This is a genomic window from Paenibacillus vini (assembly GCF_018403325.1).
In the GTDB taxonomy this organism is placed as follows: domain Bacteria; phylum Bacillota; class Bacilli; order Paenibacillales; family Paenibacillaceae; genus Fontibacillus; species Fontibacillus vini.
This window is the reverse complement of record NZ_BOSL01000011.1, coordinates 1-17,369: the sequence shown is the minus strand read 5'-3', so window position 1 is coordinate 17,369 and position 17,369 is coordinate 1. Positions and strand designations below refer to the sequence as shown.

Genomic DNA, 17,369 nt, shown 5'->3' with positions numbered 1-17,369 from the left:
AGATAATCATCTTTGGCATCATATGCGGCGGAATGGGCCCTTGTCACAGCTTCTCTAAGGCACCGCAAAAAAGCAACGGGGTTTCTTCGCGATACTGTCCTTATTCCACAAATTCGCTGGGAGAAATTCTGATTATTTCAAAAAAAAGACCGGCCCTCCGCTGCTCTCGCAGCCTACGGACCGATCCCTGCATTTCTGTATTATTGCTCTCTTACCCACACCGTCATTTCGCCTTCACCGCGATTGGCCCAGGCATAATAAGGAATAAACTTGACGGTTGCCTGCTTCATCCCAAGCGCCGGCTCCGGACTATACAAACCGCCGCTCCATTCTTCATCCCGCAGCCGCAGGCCCTCGGCGCTTATTGCTACGACGCCGCCAAGAAGCTCCTCTTCCTTCGCCGCCTTCAGCTCCGCATCCCGCGGCAGCACGACCTCGTGCAAGTCCGGCCCGTTATCCGCCTGTTCCAGGCAATAGACGAGCGGTCCTCTTTGCAGCGCAACCTTCCCTGCATTGGCGCGGACCGAAGGATGGCTGTGCATGCGGAGTACCGGCATTTCCAGACGAAGCTCCAGCACATCACCGGACTGCCACTCCCGCTCGATTCGTGCATAACCGTTCACTACCGTGTTATCGCCTAGCGGATACGCCGAGCCGTTCAGCAGAAGCGATGCCTGTTTGCACCAGCCCGGAATCCGTACGGCCAAAGTAAACTTTTCACCGGCCTGTTCCGGGAACACTTCCAGCTTAATCTCGCCATCCCACGGATAATTCGAAGCCTGTTTCAACGTAACCTTGCTCTCTCCAAGCTCAAGCGCCGCTTCTCCGCCAATATAGAGATGCGTATAAATGGTGTCCCCTTGTACCGTATAGATATACTCTCCCAAAGAAGCCAGTAGCCGTGCCACGTTAGGCGGACAGCATGCGCAGCCGAACCATTCCTGGCGCACCGGCTTGACATGGTCGTATTTGTGGTTTGCTCCGCCGCAAGCCTTCGGATCGACCTCCAGTGGATTAACGTAGAAGAAATGCTTGCCGTCTCTGGACATGCCGCCGACTACCGTGTTGTACAGAGCTCTTTCCATCACGTCGGCAAATTGCGACTCGGGAGCGAGCTTCAACATCCGTTGGGCAAAGAAGATCAAACCGATCGAAGCGCAAGTCTCCGCATACACCGTGTCGTTCGGCAGATCGTAATCGAAGGAGAAGGCTTCTCCCTGCGGCATGGAGCCTACGCCGCCCGTAATGTACATTTGCCGGGAAACGATGTTGTCCCACAGCTTGCGGCAGGCCGCCAGCAAGGATTCATCTCCCGTTTCGGCCGCCACGTCCGCCATCCCCGTCAGCATATAAAGCAGGCGGACCGCATGGCCGATCGCCGTCTCCTGCTCCCTCACCGGCAGATGCGACTGATTGTATTCCAGATCGATCGCCTCATTGCCTGACGGCCAATGGGTTTTCCCGCCGCGTTCATCCAACTGAATTTGATAAAAACTCGGCTTTTGCCCCCGTTGATCCAGAAAATAACGACTGAGCCGCAAATATCGTTCATTTCCGGTCACCTGATACAGCTTGACCAACGCCAGCTCAATTTCCTGGTGTCCGTCATACCCTGCCAGTTTCCCAGGCTCGGTTCCGAACACGGAATCAATGTGATCGGCGAACCGGCTTACAACGTCCAGCAGCTTTCTTTTTCCTGTAGCCCGGTAATAAGCCACCGCCGCCTCGATCATATGTCCCGCACAATACAACTCATGACATTCCGCCAAATTGGTCCATCTTTGACCGGGTTCTTTGAGCGTGAAATACGTGTTTAGGTAGCCGTCCTCATGCTGGGCCTGTTCGATAATGTCGATCAACCCGTCCGCGATTTCCTCCAATGCCGGATCCGGCTGCGATTCTAGCAAGTAAGCTACCGCTTCAAGCCATTTGGCGATATCGCTGTCCTGGAACACCATACCGTAAAAATCGCCTTGCTCCAGACCCGCCGCTATTTTAAAGTTGCGTACGGCTCCGCTTGGTTCCGCACCGCTCACCCGGTCGTTCAGCGCATCCCATTGATAAGGGACAACCACCTCGCGCACCAGTTTAATGTAATAATCCCAGAATTCATCTTGAATCTTCACTTGGTTTAAAGGCACTCTTGCAGAGTGAATACTTTGTTCAGCTCCCGTTCCGCACATAACTCAGAGGCCCTCCTTCTTTTGAAATATCATACTGACAAGATTCATTCTATCGTATATATTTAATAAATAATACAAATGAGAGCAACCTATTATTTATAATTTTTCACACAAAGTGATGGTGAAGACAAACGTGATCAAAGCTGCTGAAATCGTCCATATCCCGGCTCCCCCGGCTCCTTATTTCCTGGAGTGCGGATATGCCGTTTATAATGCCGGTGATCAGCATCCCAACCGCAGTAATATCGGCGTTTTTGATTTGCTGTTTATCGAGAGCGGCACTATGTATATCGGCGAGGAAGACCGTCAATGGGAGCTGGGACCGGGGAAATCGTTACTGCTTCTGCCGGACCGGTACCATTACGCCGTAAAGCCTTGCGAAGACCGGTGTACCTTTTACTGGCTTCATTTTCACACAATTTGCTCCTGGCAGGAAACCCCGTCCGAAATCCCGGCCGCGTTCCAGCCCGAAGAGCACTCCCGGACTTTCAAAACGTCGCCTTACACCATCCAGCTTCCTAAAATGTGGACTCTTCCTTACCCTGCCCAGACCTATCAGTTGATGGACCGGCTGCGTCAATACTCGGCAGAACGCCAATCCAGCGCGTATTGGTCCCAGCAGCAATCCTTCGAGGAACTGCTGCGCATGATGGACCTGCGTCAATTGGAGCAGACCACCTCACCGGTAGTTACCTTAGCCGAGCAAACGGAGGCTTATATTAGAAACAACTATCGGTCCGAGTTGACGAGCCAAAGCTTTTCGGAGGCACTGCATTTTCACTATAACTATATTACGCGGTGCATGAAGCAGATCTACGGCATGACGCCGAATGACTATTTGCTGCATTACCGGCTGGAACAGGCAAAGCTGCTGCTGCTCAAAACGGAATGGCCGGTGGCGGAAATTGCCAAGGAGGTCGGCTTCAGGAACGCCCCTTATTTCTCTAACAGGTTCACCTTAAAAAACGGCTGTTCCCCTCAGCAATTCCGAAAACAATATTCCAGGTAGGAGCAATTCATTTTACACAAAAAAGCTGTTCCCCCCGCTCGTTACTCCGGGATCGGAACAGCTTTTAACTTTACGACAATATGACCGCCTAGCGGTATACGCTCATAGGCTGGTGGAACGGAACCTCACGATACATTTGCCCCAGCGTTTGCATTGTCTGTTCCGGAGCCGTCGCGACCGCATACCATCCTTTACGGGCTATGTAGCTCCATACTTCAAACGCCTGGTGAGAGCACATACGGAACGCATCCTCCAAAAATACCCGCAATTGAACCGTCGAGCACTCGAACGTGGACCACGCATATTCTCGGCCAGCCCGTTTCAGCGTAAGCAAATAGGAAGTCGCGATGCCGCGGTCGTCCAGTTGGGTCAGCTTAACTTGCGGCTGAATCGGCGTGTAAGCCGTCGGAGACGGAGCTGGCGAAGGAGCCGTAGCCGGATTCATGCTCAGCTGAGGCACGTTTAACTGGTCCCGGGAGCCTTGCATTTTTGACGCAAACTCTACCTTCATGTTGTAATCTTGGATATGCACGGCATAGTGGCGGGAGATCATATCCCGCAGTTCAGGATCCTGTGCCTGATTCAAAAACAAGGCCATACTTTGAATAGAGTTGGTGCAACTGAGCAGCAGTTCGTTCAATTCATGAGCTTCGTGGGCGCCTAATAGCAAAGTGCATTCTTCCTTTCGGTATATTAGGTTAATTTTCATTCCCACTTATTTTCTCTCTCTCCGCAGTTATTATCCCGGGTAACCTTCATAAGCAAAAAAAGGAACCCCGTATCCGCGGAATTCCCATTTTCACTCTCATTCCATTCTTATCCTGTTTTACCGAGCTTGGTAATCGTCTTCTGCTTGAGAGATGCTTCGCCCTCTATAGCTTTCTCTACATATTCAAATTCCACGGCATCGTCGGAGTTCAACCCGTCCGCTGTCCCCTGAACACTTTCACTCAATTGAAAAGATTCCGGCACCCCGTTCATCATAATTTCGGCGGAGTGGCTGTCCTCGAGTCCTACCCAGGTTCCTTTTCCTTGCTTCGTATCGGAAGTTTGCTCCGAATCAGGCTGCTCCGCGCTTGAGTTACCTGCGTTGCCCGCATTCGTACCATTCTCATCAGTTGGCGATGATGGATCTACATTGTTTCCGGAATTCCCGGCGTTTCCTGCGTTTCCGGAGTTTTCCACGTTCCCGGAGTTTCCGGTGTTACCGGCGTTACCGTTGTTTTCGGCATTACCGGCGTTCCCCCCGCAAGCTGTAAGTGCAAGTGTTAGAACTGCTACCGCTGCAAAGGTCAGTATTTTTTTGTGTCTAGTCATAAGTAACACCTCCATAGTAACGAACGAATGATTGCTCTGAAAAGTTACAGGTTCCGTTAATGTAGCCTGCATAATCCGCTATAAAGATCAGGGCATTCAGTGTTAATATGGATTAACCGATGAAGCTGAGCCTAAAACAAAAACCGCCTAACCAGGCGGTTTTCTTCTAATTCTATACTTCGTTCGAGGTTTCCTCTGCAGTATCTTCCTGCACTCCCTTACGCGCTGCGGACATAAACAAAATGATCAGCACAAATGCGATCAGCGCCATAAACGGAATGGTGATAAATCCCCACCAGTTCAAGTAGTCGAAATTACACGGGATGCCTACCTTGCAAGGAAGCAGCTTGGACATCGCCGGAATCTTTTGCTCGGCATAATGGTATATGGAGATGCAACCGCCGATCACACTGAGAGGAATGGCATAGATGGCTGCCGAACGGTCATTACGGTAAGCTGCGATCCCAAGCACAACTACTTGAGGGTACATGAAAATCCGCTGAAACCAGCACAATCTGCAGGGTTCATAATGCAACACTTCGCTTAAATAAAGGCTGCCCAAGGTAGCTACTAACGAGACCAGCCAGGCTAGATAAACACCGTAATTTCTGAAAAAAGAGCGCATCCGCCGATCCTCTCCCCACATTATTTATTATTTGACGCGTTATCTATGGCTTGCTTGAACTCATCATAGTTTCCAAGATTGCCGGTAAACTCTACGCCGTTAATAAAGAATGTAGGGGTGCTGTCAATTTTGAGCTTGTCAGCTTTGTTGTAATGCTCGGTAACTTCGTTTATATACGTTTTATCCTCGATATCTTTCTGAAGCAAATCATAGTCGACAGGAAGATTGATCTCCTTCGCGAGCCCGACCAAATATTCAGCCGTAGCCCACTGGACCTTCTCCTCGCCTTGGTTGCCATAAATAGCGTCAAAATAAGTCCAAAAAGCGTCCTTGTTCTGATGATACACCGACTGCACGGCAAGCGCCGCCGTCGTTGAATCGGGTCCGATAAACGGAAGATTCATGAAATAGAACGCCACTTTCCCCTGCTCTATATAGTCATTAACCAGCTGCGGTTTGATGGTGTCGTTGGCTATTTTACAAGCCGGACATTTGAAATCCCCAAATTCCACGATCTTGACCGGAGCATCGCTTTGCCCAAGCACTGGCAAATTGTCGTAATCAAACGAGGCGGCTTTTACGACCGGCTTCGGATCCAAAGATAGGACGACAACAATGAGAATGAGCAGAACGCCCACGGTGGAGAACCAAATCAACCGTCTTTTCCGCTGCTGTTGCAACAATTTTTCCGCATTCGATTTTCGCTGAGCCAAGGCGTTTCCTTGTTTTTTCGGTGGCATGCAACCCCTTCTTTCCTCTTATAAAATAGTAACTTTGCTAGATCCTGCAACCATTCTAGTTACAAAATCAATTTTCGTCAAGTTAAGAGGAAAAGAGAGGAAATCCAAAAAAAATGGCGGTGTCAGGATCCAGTCCTTATGCCGCCATTTTCTTCATATTCCTAATATGCTATTAACGGTCCAAGAGGAACTACGCGTCGTTTCCGTCCGCTGTACCGATATCCCCTTCTGTCTCCTCGCCAGCCGTTTCCGCCGATTCGGCACCTGTTCCGGTATCCACTTCTTCCTCGACCACGCGTGGCAGCACGATGGAAGCCAGCAGTTCTTCCTCAGCACCGATGAGAGTAATCCCGCTTGGCAAACTTACATCTGCCGCAGTCAACTTATCGCCGGTTCCAAGCGAGCTAATATCGACTTCGATATTTGCCGGCAGATCATCCGGCAATCCCTCGACTTCCAGCTCTGTAGCTTGAACCTGCAAAACTCCACCCGCCTTTGTGCCTTCGGCAGTACCGGTTAAGTGCAACGGTACTTTTACGCGGATCGGTTTGTTCTTGGACACCTTCTGGAAATCGACATGCGCAACAACGCCTCTGCGCTGCTGGATCTCCTTGATCAGTGCCGGGTAAGTTTCCCCGCCCTCTACCTTAAGATCAAAAAACTCCGACCGGCCGGTCCGCGACACTTTTGCCAAATCCTTAGCGTCAACGTGAATCGGCAGACTCTCCGTTTGCGCTCCATATATAACTGCCGGAATCCGTCCGCCTTCTCTCAATTGCCGCAGCGACGCCCGGGTAAATTCTTCTCTTCGCGAAGCACTCAAACTTTGGTTCGTTGCCATATGCATCTACCTCCTGGAATTTGTGCCATATGACTATCTTACCCAATTCGAGGCCTTCTTTAACGACGCCGACATAAAAAGATGTCGGCGCTTCATCGCTTTTTTGATGAGAAAAAGAATGAATGGGGGTCGACAGACACCTGCTTGAGCTGTGATGGGACTTATCAATTAATGAACATTTACATGCATGAGGTTAGTTAGATGGCCGGTCGATAATTGCTCTAGGTGAATGGTGGACAAGGTGATCGATTGGCTTGAGAGAGGGCTTCGGCGACGTGATGAGATATTAGTGGTGAGTTAATGAGGGAAGTGGGTGTGAAGTGTGATGAGTGAAGAGCAGAGTGGGTGTTGTTATGTTGGGTGATGCGTAATGAGAATGATGAGGTGATGGGTGATGAGTAGTGTGGAAGTTGGTGTTAGGTGATGAGCAATAGGGGCGAAATGAGGCGATGTTGAGTGATGCGTAACGGGGACACTGAGGTGCGCAGTATCTCTAACGGACATAGGAGGCCTTAACTAGCTGTTTTTAGCCTCCTGAGTAATCTAACGGACACAGGAGACCTTATTCGCCTGAATTTGTTCATTTTCTTCGATGTGTCGCACGAATAAGAGCTCTGGTGTCCGTTAGAAAAGTAAATCCTCGTTTTCAGGAGGTTTAACGGCTCTCATGTCCGTTAGATTACGCAACTGCGACTATTTTGCATCAGAAAGCCCCGAAACGTGGCTGGGTCGGTTGCTCAGGCAGCTCAGGCTGGTCAGGCTGGTCAGGCAGCTCAGGCAGCTCAGGCTGGTCGGTTACTCAGGCAGGTAGCTTAGGCAGCGCCAGTATTGTAGCAATGGGTACACTAAGGTGCGAGTATCCCTAACGGACATAGAAGACCTTAACTAGCTGTTTTTAGCCTCCTAAGCAATCTAACGGACACAGGAGACCTTAATCGTCTGAATATGTCCATCTTCTTTGATGTTCGGCACGAATAAGAGCTCTGGTGTCCGTTAGAAAAGTAAATCCTCGTTTTCGGGAGGTTTAACGTCTCTCATGTCCGTTAGATTACGCAACTGCGACTATTTTGCACCAGAAAGCCCCGAAAGCGTGGCGAGGTCGGCAGCGGGACAGCTCAGTCGCAGAGCCAAAGTAGTCAAGCAGACAGCTCAGTCTGCTTAGACAGCTCAGGCAGCTCAGGCTGGTCGGTTACTCAGGCAGCTCAATCTGCCCAAATCGCCTAGGCAGCTCAGTCTGCTTAGACAGCTCAGTCTGCTTAGACAGCTCAGTCAGCTTAAACCACCAACAACTAAAAAACCGGTGCCCAATGGCACCGGAATAGGAAAAACCCAGAATAAAACCCAAAATGTTGGAAAAGAGCCAAACCAGCTTATTGCCCGATCCCCCGAACCAGCTTCACGACTTGTTCAGCCGTTTGCTGCTCCAGTGCCTGTTCCGCCAAAGCCTTCATCTCCGCTTTGGAGAGCTTGGAAATTTGCGAACGGGCCGGAAGGATGGATGTCGCGCTCATGCTGAATTCATCCAGACCCAAGCCTAGCAGGAGCGGAATCGCCGTAGCGTCCCCTGCCATCTCCCCGCACATTCCGGCCCAACGGCCTTCTTTATGGGCTGCATCGATTACCATCTTCACCAAGCGAAGAATCGCAGGGTTATACGGCTGATACAAATAGGAGACTCGTTCGTTCATCCGGTCGGCGGCCATCGTATATTGAATGAGATCGTTGGTTCCGATGCTGAAGAAATCGACTTCCTTGGCGAACTGGTCCGCAAGGACGGCGGTCGAAGGGATTTCGACCATAATGCCGAGCTGAATGGAGTCGGATACCGCGATCCCCTCGGCGGCCAGCTTCTCCTGCTCTTCTAGCAGAAGCGCCTTGGCTTCCCGGAACTCATCAAGGGTAGCGATCATAGGGAACATGATTCGCAGATTCCCATAGGTACTCGCCCGAAGCAGCGCACGAAGTTGGGTCCGGAAAATATCCTTCCGGTCCAGGCAAAGCCGTACCGCGCGGAATCCGAGGAACGGATTCATCTCCTTCGGCAAATCGAGATACGGAAGCTCCTTGTCTCCGCCGATATCAAGCGTTCTGACGACGACGGGCTTGCCCTCCATCTTTTCCAGAACCGTCTTATAAGCGTTAAACTGGACTTCTTCCGAAGGCAGTTCCGTCCGCCCCATATAAAGGAATTCAGTACGGTACAAGCCTACGCCTTCGCCGCCGTTCTCCAGAACGCCGGTCACATCGTTCGGCGTACCTATATTAGCCGCCAGTTCGACATGAACACCGTCTTTCGAGACGGTCGGAACTTCCCGAAGCTTCTTCCACTCTTCGATCTGACGAAGGTGATTGTCCCGTTTGCTCTTGTACTCATCGATCACCTCTGCCGAAGGATTGATTATAACGGATCCGTCAAGTCCGTCGACAATGATCATGTCACCGGAATTTACTTGGGATAATACGTCTTTCGTTCCCACTACAGCAGGAATCTCCAAAGAACGGGCCATAATGGCTGAATGGGATGTTCTTCCCCCGATATTTGTCGTAAAGCCCTTAACGTATTTACGGTTTAACTGAGCCGTATCCGAAGGGGTCAAATCTTCGGCAATGACGATGACTTCCTCACTGATATCAGCGGGATTCACATAGTTGAGACCAAGCAGGTGCGTCAGCACCCGTTTGGTCACGTCACGCATGTCGGCCGCGCGTTCCCGAAGGTACGCGCTCTTCATATTCTCGAACATGCTGATGAATTGCTTGGATGTTTCATCCAGTGCATATTCAGCTGTTGCATTTTCACTCGAGATTTTATCGCGAACCGGCGTCAAAAGCTCCGGATCGTTCAAAATCAACAGATGAGATTCGAAGATCTCCGCTTTTTTCTCCCCCAGCTCCTGAAGCGTGCGCTCTTTGATCGCTTCAAGCTCCTGCTGGGAGGTTGCCAGAGCTTCATCCAAACGGGCCAACTCGGCAGCCGGGTCGGCAGCATTTTTATTCTTCACCGTATAATCGGGATGCTCCAGTTTAAAAGCGGGGGCAATCGCTACCCCGGCCGATGCGGCAATGCCGTCGATCTTAAGCATTCACTTCGCCTAACCCTTCGTTAATCATCACATCCGTGAGCGCTTGAAGAGCCTCGGCCGCACTATCGCCTTCCACGATCAGCTTGATCGAGTCCCCTTTTTCCAAACCGAGGGAAAGAACGCCCAAAATCGATTTAAGCGTCACTTTTTTACCGTTTGCCTCTGCAAAAGCTTCTGAATCTTTAAATTTATTAGCGGTATTGACCAAAGCTGTTGCCGGGCGTGCATGGATACCGTCTTCATCTGTAATTCTGAAATTTTTTTCCATTTTAAATGCATCTCGCTTTCTTATTAAGAATTCTCCCTTTTATTTTAAGGGATTGTAATAACCAAATCCAATATCTGCCTTCACCCATGATGCTTTAGCGGATCGATATAATATCCTCTTCGCCTTTTTTCAATGTGCCGGATTTCTTCAACGTCACCGCTGAGCCTTCCGGAAGATTGGAGAAAATGATTGGCGAAATGATGGAAGGTGCATGCTCTTTCACATATTCCAGGTCCACTTCCATGATCGGCTGCCCCGCAGAGACCAGGTCTCCTTCATTAACCAGGACATTAAAGCCTTGACCCTTCAGTTTCACCGTATTGACTCCAATATGCACGAGCACTTCTTTGCCGCCATCGGACATGATGCCAACAGCGTGCTTACTCGGGAATACATTAAATACTTTACCGTAAACCGGAGAGCAAATCGTACCGTCATGCGGCAGAACCGCAAAACCGTCGCCGGTCATTTTTTCGGAAAATACGGGATCCGGTACTTGGGTGATATCCATAAGCTCGCCATTCACCGGCATCACGATATCCTCCTGGATGATCGCATCCCCGTCTTTGGCAGCCTCCTGCTCCACGACGGCTGGCTTTTGCTCTGCAGCATCAACCGTGGCATCTGCCCGTGTCTCAATTCTAGGCGTCTTTCCGCTCATAATATCAGCGATCTGTGATTTGATCGTATCCGAGCGTGTACCGAATATAGCCTGAATATTGTTACCCACTTCCAGAACTCCGGAGGCGCCCAGTTTCTTGAGGCGGTCTTTATCGACGTTTCCTTTGTCCTTCACTTCGACTCGCAAACGGGTAATGCAGGCATCCAGATGCGCGATGTTCGCATCTCCCCCAAGCGCGGTCAATATATTATGCGGAAGCTCGTCTTGAGTAACGCTTTTGCCTTGTTTCGAGTTATCCTCGTCGCCGGCCTCTGCATCTTCACGCCCCGGCGTTTTCAAATTGAACTTTCGGATAACGAACCGGAAGCCAAAATAGTAAATTACGGCGAGAATCAAGCCGACGATAATCACATACCACCAAGGGGTGCGTCCCGGTATAACCCCAAAGATCAGATAATCGATCAATCCGCCGGAAAATGTCATCCCGATTTTGACTCCAAGAATGTGCATGGTCATAAAAGACAAACCCGCAAAGACGCAGTGTACCGCAAAAAGTATCGGAGCTACGAACAAGAACGAGAACTCTAGCGGCTCCGTGATCCCCGTCAAAAACGAAGTCAGTGCCGCGGAACCCATAATGCCCGCCACATACTTTTTATGCTCGGGTTTGGCCTCATGATAAATGGCGAGTGCCGCAGCCGGCAGGCCGAACATCATGAACGGGAATTTCCCGGTCATAAACGTACCTGCGGTAAACGGAACGCCGTCGCGCAATTGGGCCATAAAAATTTGCTGATCGCCGCGTACCAGCTGTCCCGCACTGTTCACATATTCTCCGAACTCGAACCAGAACGGTGAATAGAAAATATGATGGAGACCGAACGGAATCAGCGCTCTCTCGACGACTCCGAAAATGAATGCGGACAAGGTCCGATTCTGCTCAAGCATAAAGTGGGAAGCGGAATTAAGTCCGGTCTGAATCGGCGGCCAGATCACCACCATGATCAAGCCGAGAATAACCGAGGTTGCCGCGGTCATAATTGGAACGAACCGTTTACCGGCAAAGAAGCCCAAATAGGAAGGCAACTCGATTTTGAAGAACCGGTTGTACATACTTGCCGCTAATATCCCGACGATAATCCCGCCGAAAACACCGGTAGCCAGCGTCGGAATCCCCAGTACATTGGCATACGCAGGGTCGGTACCTATCATGGACGGTACGACGCCGATCACCGAGCCCATCGTCACGTTCATGACGAGATAGCCGATAATCGCAGCGAGTCCTGCCACGCCCTCGCCTCCGGCCAAGCCGACAGCTACGCCGACTGCGAATAACAGAGCCAGGTTCGTAAAGACGATTTGCCCTGCATTCATCATTACAGTGGCAATGGCGTGTACAGTATGATTATCCAGAACGGGTACGAGATCAAGGAACTCGGGGCTGACCAGCATATTCCCGATCCCAAGAAGCAGACCGGCAGCAGGCAGCAGTGCTACAGGTAGCATTAGCGCTTTACCGACTCTTTGCAAGACGCCGAATAACCTCTTGAACATAAACATCCTCCTACGTGCAATCTTTGATGTACTAAACAACAAAAAAAGCATAAGCCAATAAAGTTTCCAACTGTACGCCTTATTTACGGTTATAATACCCCGCAAACCAGCGATACAATCAAAAAGCTTTTATCAACTCATGCCTGATCGAATCAGTCACACATTGTGATATATATTGTTGTTTATCGCAAAGATTATAACAAACCTGCCAAGCAAGCGCAAGTTATGTCATTGGATATGAGGAGGAGCTACCCGGTGCAAATGCATCGTCAAATAACTGACCTCGGCCGGGTAAACGGGCTTGTTCAAGCGCTTTTCCATGATCATCGTTAGCTTCCCAGCAAGGGAATACAGCAAGGGATATTCCTGCTTTAACAGGGTATCCAGTTTCTCCACTTCGCCGACCTGCTCACCTCGACGGATGCGTTCAATCGCAAACCGCAAATGCGTAAGAAGGCGGGAATAGTCCAGCGAGTTTCGCAAAATCGTAAACTTGAGCTCTTCCTCAATGGCGGCGACAAGGTCCGCAATCAGTTGGGCATGCCCACGTACTTCGCTGATATGCCGATTCGTCATCGCACTGTTGATATGAAGGGCTACGAATCCGATTTCATCTTCCCCCAGGTCAACCCCCAATTTTCTATGAATCAGCTTGATTGCATACTCCGCCAATTCATATTCGACAGGATAGATCTCCTTGGTTTCATACAAAAACGGATTGTGGAAAGCGATATCCTGTTCAGCTCTCTTGATGGCAAAAGCGAGGTGATCCGTGAGCGCGATATGTATATGTTCATTCAGTTCAGTTTGTGTCTTGCGTGAAATATACATAATGATCTCGCCGATGATCTCGATCAATTGCTCATCTACCTGCGGAACGAGCTGTTTGTACTGCTCCTGTTCGTGCTGGTTGGTCAGAATGAACATCTTTTCTACCGATTCGAGAGGAATGGAATCGCCTGTTTTCCGGTTAAAACCAATGCCTTTACCGATCACGACAACTTCGCCGTGCTCGGGATGATGGGCAATGATGACGTTGTTATTCAACACTTTGGCCACTTGAAGGCTGTTCACAATTGCACCTCATTTTAACTGCATTATTCTGTTCTCCGGAACGCTTATGCCTATTATAATCCACGTCCCTTCTCCTTGCCAGACATTACTTCAAATAATACAAAAGCATCCCCAGGATTATAGAAAAGCATCCCTCCGGATCGAAGGGATGCTTCATTTGTATATTATTTATTCTCTTACAAAGTGCCGAGCTTTACGGGGTTTCTTGCGAAGCGGCGCTTTCAAGCAGCACGGAAGCTTTGGCTGCCGGAGCGGGCTCCGCTGCAGGGGGCGAAATTTTACCTTTCGTTAAACCCTTGATAAGCTGATCCAGTTCGATGCCCGAAACGTTCTTGAGCATTTCCGGAGCGGTCGCCATCAGCTCTGTCACATAATTGCTGACCCGGGCGGCCCCTTCTCCTTTTCCGGTATCGACTACCGTCAACTTGTCGATCGATGAGATCGGAGTCGCGATTTTGCCGGCCAGTTCAGGCAGCATTTTCACGACGATATCGAGGATAGCCGCCTCGCCGAATTTCTGGAAGGCTTCGGCCAACTTTTCCTTCGCTTCCGCCTCCGCAAGACCCCGAAGCCGGATGATTTCCGCATCCGCCGTACCTTTGGCCCGCTCGGCATCCGCAATCGCGAGACCCTCGAGCCGTTTTTGTTCGGCGGAAGCTTTGGCCTGAGTTTCGATAGAGTATTGCACGGCGTCGGCTTCCCGCATTTTCCGCGCTTTATCCGCTTCAGCCGCCTGCTCCACCGCATACCGGTCGGCATCGGCTTTCTTCTTCACTTCCGCATCGTATTGCTTCTGCCGAACCATAATTTCTTTATCCTGCAAATCGATTTCGCGCTCTTTGCGGACCAGTTCGACCTTCATCTGTTCCTCGACCATCGTTTGCTTAGCCCGCGCCTCCTGAATATGGTAAGCCTGATCGGCTTCCGCTTTGGCGGTGTCCTGTTCCTTCTTAAAGGAGGCTACCTTCAGTTCCTTCTCCTTGGAGGCTTCCGCGATATTCGTATCCCGCAAAAGTTCCGCCTTCTGTCCAGATTCCTCGGCCAGCGCTTTCTGAATCCGCGAATCCCTCAGAGCTTCCGCTTCGGCAATTTCAGCGTCCCGCTTGACCGCCGCAATTCGCGGTTTCCCGAGCGCTTCCAGATAGCCATGCTTGTCGCGCACATCCTTAATCGTGAAGGAGACGATTTGCAGCCCCATCTTCTTAAGATCCCGTGCCGCAACGCCCTGAACCTCTTGGGCAAACTTGTCACGGTTCCGGTACACTTCCTCTACCGTCATCGAACCGAGAATGGAACGCAGGTGGCCTTCCAACACTTCCTGTGCTTCGCCTTTCAGAGATTCTATCGGCTTGCCCATGAATTGTTCGGCCGCAGTCGCCACGTCTTCCACCGAGCTACCTACTTTTATGATCGCAACGCCATCCGCAGAAACCGGAACACCCTGCTCGGTATATACCTCTGGCGTCATGACGTCCAGTTTGTGGGACAGCAAGGACATGAATTCGGCCTTCTGGAATATCGGCCAAATAAAGGCGCCGCCCCCACGGACGATCTTAATCTTCCGGCCTGACTCATCATCGGAAATGTTACGGCTTCCCAGGAAGGACCCCGTTACGATCATTGCTTCGTCCGGACTTACGGTTTTATAGCGCGTCCAAAACGCCAGACCCAGCACAATAATGACGGCAATGACAACAATAGGGATAAGCAAGAAATCAGGTACTGCTTCAAACAATTACACCAGCTCCTTTTTTTGTTCGGTTTCGTACAGCTCGGATACATGAACGACGCCATCCTTGGAATCCACGATCACAACCAGCGCTCCGGCGGGAATATTCCGCCGATCCCAACTGGCGGCCGTGTGTAACGTATTGCCAGCAACGAATTTGACCATAACCTCCCCAAAACCTTTTGAGGGAATCGGTACGGTCACTTCACCGAGCTTACCGGGAAGTTCGGTACTGGAATACCCGATTGAATTCTCGCTGTTCTCCATCGGCTTCACATAAGCAAAATAGATCAGCACTGAAAAACTAAGCGCGATCAAAACCGCCAGAGTAACAACACCGAAATTACCGAGTCTGGTATAGCGGGTTAGCAAAATACCCGCACCTCCAAATGTGGTAATCGCGGATGCCGTCACGACCGGCTTCAGGAAGTCCACCGAGAATGCGTCAAACACCCCGTCCAACCAGCTTCCGACAACATCTCCTAATATGGCGCTGATTAACGCAAAGAGTGCGCCGCCTGCAAAACAGCTCCAAAACAAAATCTCCAAACCGTCCCCCCCTTTCTGCTCAAACCTTAACTCTTTATAATTGTTACGTTACTACTTCTGCATTGTTTCAATAATTTCCCTGCTTTGGACAGAAAAAAACCTCTCTTTTCACCAAAAGAGAGGTTTTATGACGAATAAAGCTTATACAAAAAGGTTCGATGGAACAACCTCTTATAACGAGCTTTGGTAAATTTCCATTACGTCCTGCTTATTAAGCAGTGCGAAATTGCCGAAGGATCCGAAACGAACCGCCTTGTCGGCCATGATCTCCAAGTTGCTGGCGTCGATCTCATAATCAGCCAAACGGCTCGGCGCACCAATGGAATTCCAGAACGCGCGAAGGGCTCCAATCCCCTCCTCGGCAATAGCCTGATCGCTCTTGCCTTCCGGATTCACGTTAAACACGTTGATAGCCAAGCGTTTGAACCGGGCTATGTCATGATGCATGACATGCTTCATCCAGTTCGGGAACAGGATGGCGAGCCCGCCGCCATGCGGAATATCGTATACCGCCGACACCGCATGCTCGATATTGTGGGTTGCCCAGTCTCCCGACAGTCCCATATTCAGAACGCCGTTCAAGGCCATCGTTCCGCAATAGAGAATCGTTTCGCGATATTCCGTGTTTTCCAAGTCTTCAATCAGTTTAGGTGCCGTTTCAATCACCGTACGAAGTACGGCTTCACAGAACCCGTCCTGGACAAGAGTGTTGGTGTCCTTATGAAAATAATGCTCAAACACATGCGACATGATATCGACCATACCGTACACTGTTTGATCTTTCGGCAAGGAAACCGTATTTTCCGGCTCAAGGATCGAAAACGCAGGGTAAGCGAATTTACTGCCCCAGCCCAGCTTTTCCTTTGTCACTTCGTTAGAAATAACCGAGTTACCGTTCATTTCCGAACCGGTTGCCGCCATGGTCAGCACCGTACCCAATGGAAGCGCGTCTTTCGGCGCAGCTTTCCGTTCAGCGAAATCCCACATATCGCCGTCATACTTGGCCCCGACAGCAATAGCCTTCGAACAGTCAAGCACGCTTCCGCCCCCGACGGCAAGTACCAGCTCGATGCCCTTTGTTTTGCACAGCTCCACGCCACGATGCACGGTAGACAATCGCGGATTCGGTTCCACACCGGACAGCTCGGTTACTTCCGCTCCGATTTCTTTCAGGATTGCTGTCACTTTGTCGTACAGCCCGCTGCGCTTAATGCTGCCGCCTCCATAGACCAACAATACCTTGCTTCCATAGCGGGGAACCTCTTGTTTTAATGCCTGCAATTGATCTTTGCCAAAAATCAGCTTAGTCGGATTATGAAATTGAAAACGATCCATGTTTCGTTCCCTCCTGATCATGAAATAAGATGAACATACCATCTTTGATTATACTGCCATTCAAGACGTGAAAACAAACGCCACGCCGGAACTATTAAGGCTTAAGTGGGAAATCTAATGTGTTTAGTGAGATTTAGGCGTTTAAGCCAATTAGGCGTTTATTGCGAATTAGATGAGTTAGATGATTAAGGTAGGTTTGGTGGGTTTGGCATTAATGAGATTTAGATGAAATTAGCGGTTTAGGCGGTTTAGGCGGTTTAGGCGATATAGCTTATTGTGTCACTGCACCCTCATTGGATTTTTTCCAACGAAACGGCCGGGCCCCCGAATATTGGACACTTTAGGATCAAACCCTGGTTACACGCAGTTATACGGCAATTTTAAATGCAGTTACTTCGTTTTTCTCTAACTTTTCTATAAATTGAGCAGGGGAGTAGCCG

15 protein-coding genes are annotated in these 17,369 nt (G+C 50.1%); 2 read left to right on the top strand and 13 right to left on the bottom strand.

All coding sequences use genetic code 11. The annotated features are described in order from the left end of the window. Positions 1-200: 200 nt before the first annotated feature. Positions 201-2,183: a glycoside hydrolase family 127 protein gene (locus tag KJS57_RS16545; RefSeq protein ID WP_213655639.1), complete on the bottom strand. Its 1,983-nt coding sequence runs from the start codon at positions 2,181-2,183 to the stop codon at positions 201-203. A gap of 133 nt (positions 2,184-2,316) precedes the next feature. On the opposite strand from KJS57_RS16545, the gene KJS57_RS16540 reads away from it, so the two are divergent. Next, entirely contained in the window at positions 2,317-3,192 is an 876-nt protein-coding gene (locus KJS57_RS16540; protein ID WP_211020258.1) for a helix-turn-helix domain-containing protein, read from the top strand. Positions 3,193-3,280: 88 nt separating this feature from the next. On the opposite strand, the gene KJS57_RS16535 is transcribed toward KJS57_RS16540, so the two are convergent. The 5 genes from KJS57_RS16535 to KJS57_RS16515 form a co-directional block, all read right to left on the bottom strand. After that, the gene (locus KJS57_RS16535; RefSeq protein ID WP_213655638.1) at positions 3,281-3,862 is read right to left on the bottom strand and encodes a spore coat protein; all 582 of its coding nucleotides are present in this window, start codon (positions 3,860-3,862) and stop codon (positions 3,281-3,283) included. Between the two features lie 146 nt (positions 3,863-4,008). After that, positions 4,009-4,509: a LytA/YqiH family protein gene (locus KJS57_RS16530; protein ID WP_211020272.1), complete on the bottom strand. Its 501-nt coding sequence runs from the start codon at positions 4,507-4,509 to the stop codon at positions 4,009-4,011. 172 nt (positions 4,510-4,681) lie between these two features. After that, the gene (locus KJS57_RS16525) at positions 4,682-5,134 is read right to left on the bottom strand and encodes a disulfide oxidoreductase (protein ID WP_211020075.1); all 453 of its coding nucleotides are present in this window, start codon (positions 5,132-5,134) and stop codon (positions 4,682-4,684) included. 20 nt (positions 5,135-5,154) lie between these two features. After that, on the bottom strand, positions 5,155-5,874 hold the full coding sequence (locus KJS57_RS16520; RefSeq protein ID WP_211020076.1) for a DsbA family protein: 720 nt from the start codon (positions 5,872-5,874) through the stop codon (positions 5,155-5,157). Between the two features lie 190 nt (positions 5,875-6,064). Beyond that, positions 6,065-6,721: a 50S ribosomal protein L25 gene (locus tag KJS57_RS16515; protein ID WP_373316830.1), complete on the bottom strand. Its 657-nt coding sequence runs from the start codon at positions 6,719-6,721 to the stop codon at positions 6,065-6,067. A gap of 661 nt (positions 6,722-7,382) precedes the next feature. Here KJS57_RS16515 and KJS57_RS16510 point away from each other — a divergent pair. Then, complete coding sequence (locus KJS57_RS16510; protein WP_213655637.1) at positions 7,383-7,526, top strand: hypothetical protein; 144 nt, start codon at positions 7,383-7,385, stop codon at positions 7,524-7,526. 559 nt (positions 7,527-8,085) lie between these two features. On the opposite strand, the gene ptsP is transcribed toward KJS57_RS16510, so the two are convergent. From ptsP to KJS57_RS16475, 7 genes are all read right to left on the bottom strand, one after another. After that, on the bottom strand, positions 8,086-9,798 hold the full coding sequence (ptsP, locus tag KJS57_RS16505) for a phosphoenolpyruvate--protein phosphotransferase (RefSeq protein ID WP_213655636.1): 1,713 nt from the start codon (positions 9,796-9,798) through the stop codon (positions 8,086-8,088). Beyond that, a complete protein-coding gene (locus KJS57_RS16500; protein WP_211020079.1) occupies positions 9,791-10,066 on the bottom strand; it encodes an HPr family phosphocarrier protein in 276 nt (91 codons plus the stop codon). The genes ptsP and KJS57_RS16500 overlap by 8 nt, the downstream gene beginning before the upstream one ends. Positions 10,067-10,160: 94 nt before the next feature. Next, complete coding sequence (gene ptsG, locus KJS57_RS16495) at positions 10,161-12,242, bottom strand: glucose-specific PTS transporter subunit IIBC (RefSeq protein WP_211020080.1); 2,082 nt, start codon at positions 12,240-12,242, stop codon at positions 10,161-10,163. Positions 12,243-12,470: 228 nt separating this feature from the next. Then, positions 12,471-13,316 (bottom strand): glucose PTS transporter transcription antiterminator GlcT, encoded by an 846-nt coding sequence (gene glcT / locus KJS57_RS16490; protein ID WP_280520389.1) that lies wholly within the window; start codon positions 13,314-13,316, stop codon positions 12,471-12,473. 193 nt (positions 13,317-13,509) lie between these two features. Then, positions 13,510-15,051 (bottom strand): flotillin lipid rafts scaffold protein FloT, encoded by a 1,542-nt coding sequence (floT, locus tag KJS57_RS16485; protein WP_211020081.1) that lies wholly within the window; start codon positions 15,049-15,051, stop codon positions 13,510-13,512. Continuing rightward, positions 15,052-15,594: an NfeD family membrane protein gene (locus KJS57_RS16480; RefSeq protein WP_213655635.1), complete on the bottom strand. Its 543-nt coding sequence runs from the start codon at positions 15,592-15,594 to the stop codon at positions 15,052-15,054. A 171-nt stretch (positions 15,595-15,765) separates the two neighbouring features. Then, positions 15,766-16,929 carry an iron-containing alcohol dehydrogenase gene (locus KJS57_RS16475; protein ID WP_213655634.1) on the bottom strand — a complete coding sequence of 388 codons (1,164 nt, stop codon included), beginning with the start codon at positions 16,927-16,929 and terminating at the stop codon, positions 15,766-15,768. Positions 16,930-17,369: the final 440 nt, after the last annotated feature.

Excerpts from the sequence above, each read along its gene's own strand:
- KJS57_RS16545 (WP_213655639.1), bottom strand. The coding sequence starts at position 2,183 with ATGTGCGGAACGGGAGCTGAACAAAGTATTCACTCTGCAAGAGTGCCT.
- KJS57_RS16500 (WP_211020079.1), bottom strand. The coding sequence starts at position 10,066 with ATGGAAAAAAATTTCAGAATTACAGATGAAGACGGTATCCATGCACGC.
- KJS57_RS16475 (WP_213655634.1), bottom strand. The coding sequence starts at position 16,929 with ATGGATCGTTTTCAATTTCATAATCCGACTAAGCTGATTTTTGGCAAA.
- KJS57_RS16515 (WP_373316830.1), bottom strand. The coding sequence starts at position 6,721 with ATGCATATGGCAACGAACCAAAGTTTGAGTGCTTCGCGAAGAGAAGAA.
- ptsP (WP_213655636.1), bottom strand. The coding sequence starts at position 9,798 with ATGCTTAAGATCGACGGCATTGCCGCATCGGCCGGGGTAGCGATTGCC.
- ptsG (WP_211020080.1), bottom strand. The coding sequence starts at position 12,242 with ATGTTCAAGAGGTTATTCGGCGTCTTGCAAAGAGTCGGTAAAGCGCTA.
- KJS57_RS16525 (WP_211020075.1), bottom strand. The coding sequence starts at position 5,134 with ATGCGCTCTTTTTTCAGAAATTACGGTGTTTATCTAGCCTGGCTGGTC.
- KJS57_RS16520 (WP_211020076.1), bottom strand. The coding sequence starts at position 5,874 with ATGCCACCGAAAAAACAAGGAAACGCCTTGGCTCAGCGAAAATCGAAT.
- KJS57_RS16530 (WP_211020272.1), bottom strand. The coding sequence starts at position 4,509 with ATGACTAGACACAAAAAAATACTGACCTTTGCAGCGGTAGCAGTTCTA.
- KJS57_RS16510 (WP_213655637.1), top strand. The coding sequence starts at position 7,383 with ATGTCCGTTAGATTACGCAACTGCGACTATTTTGCATCAGAAAGCCCC.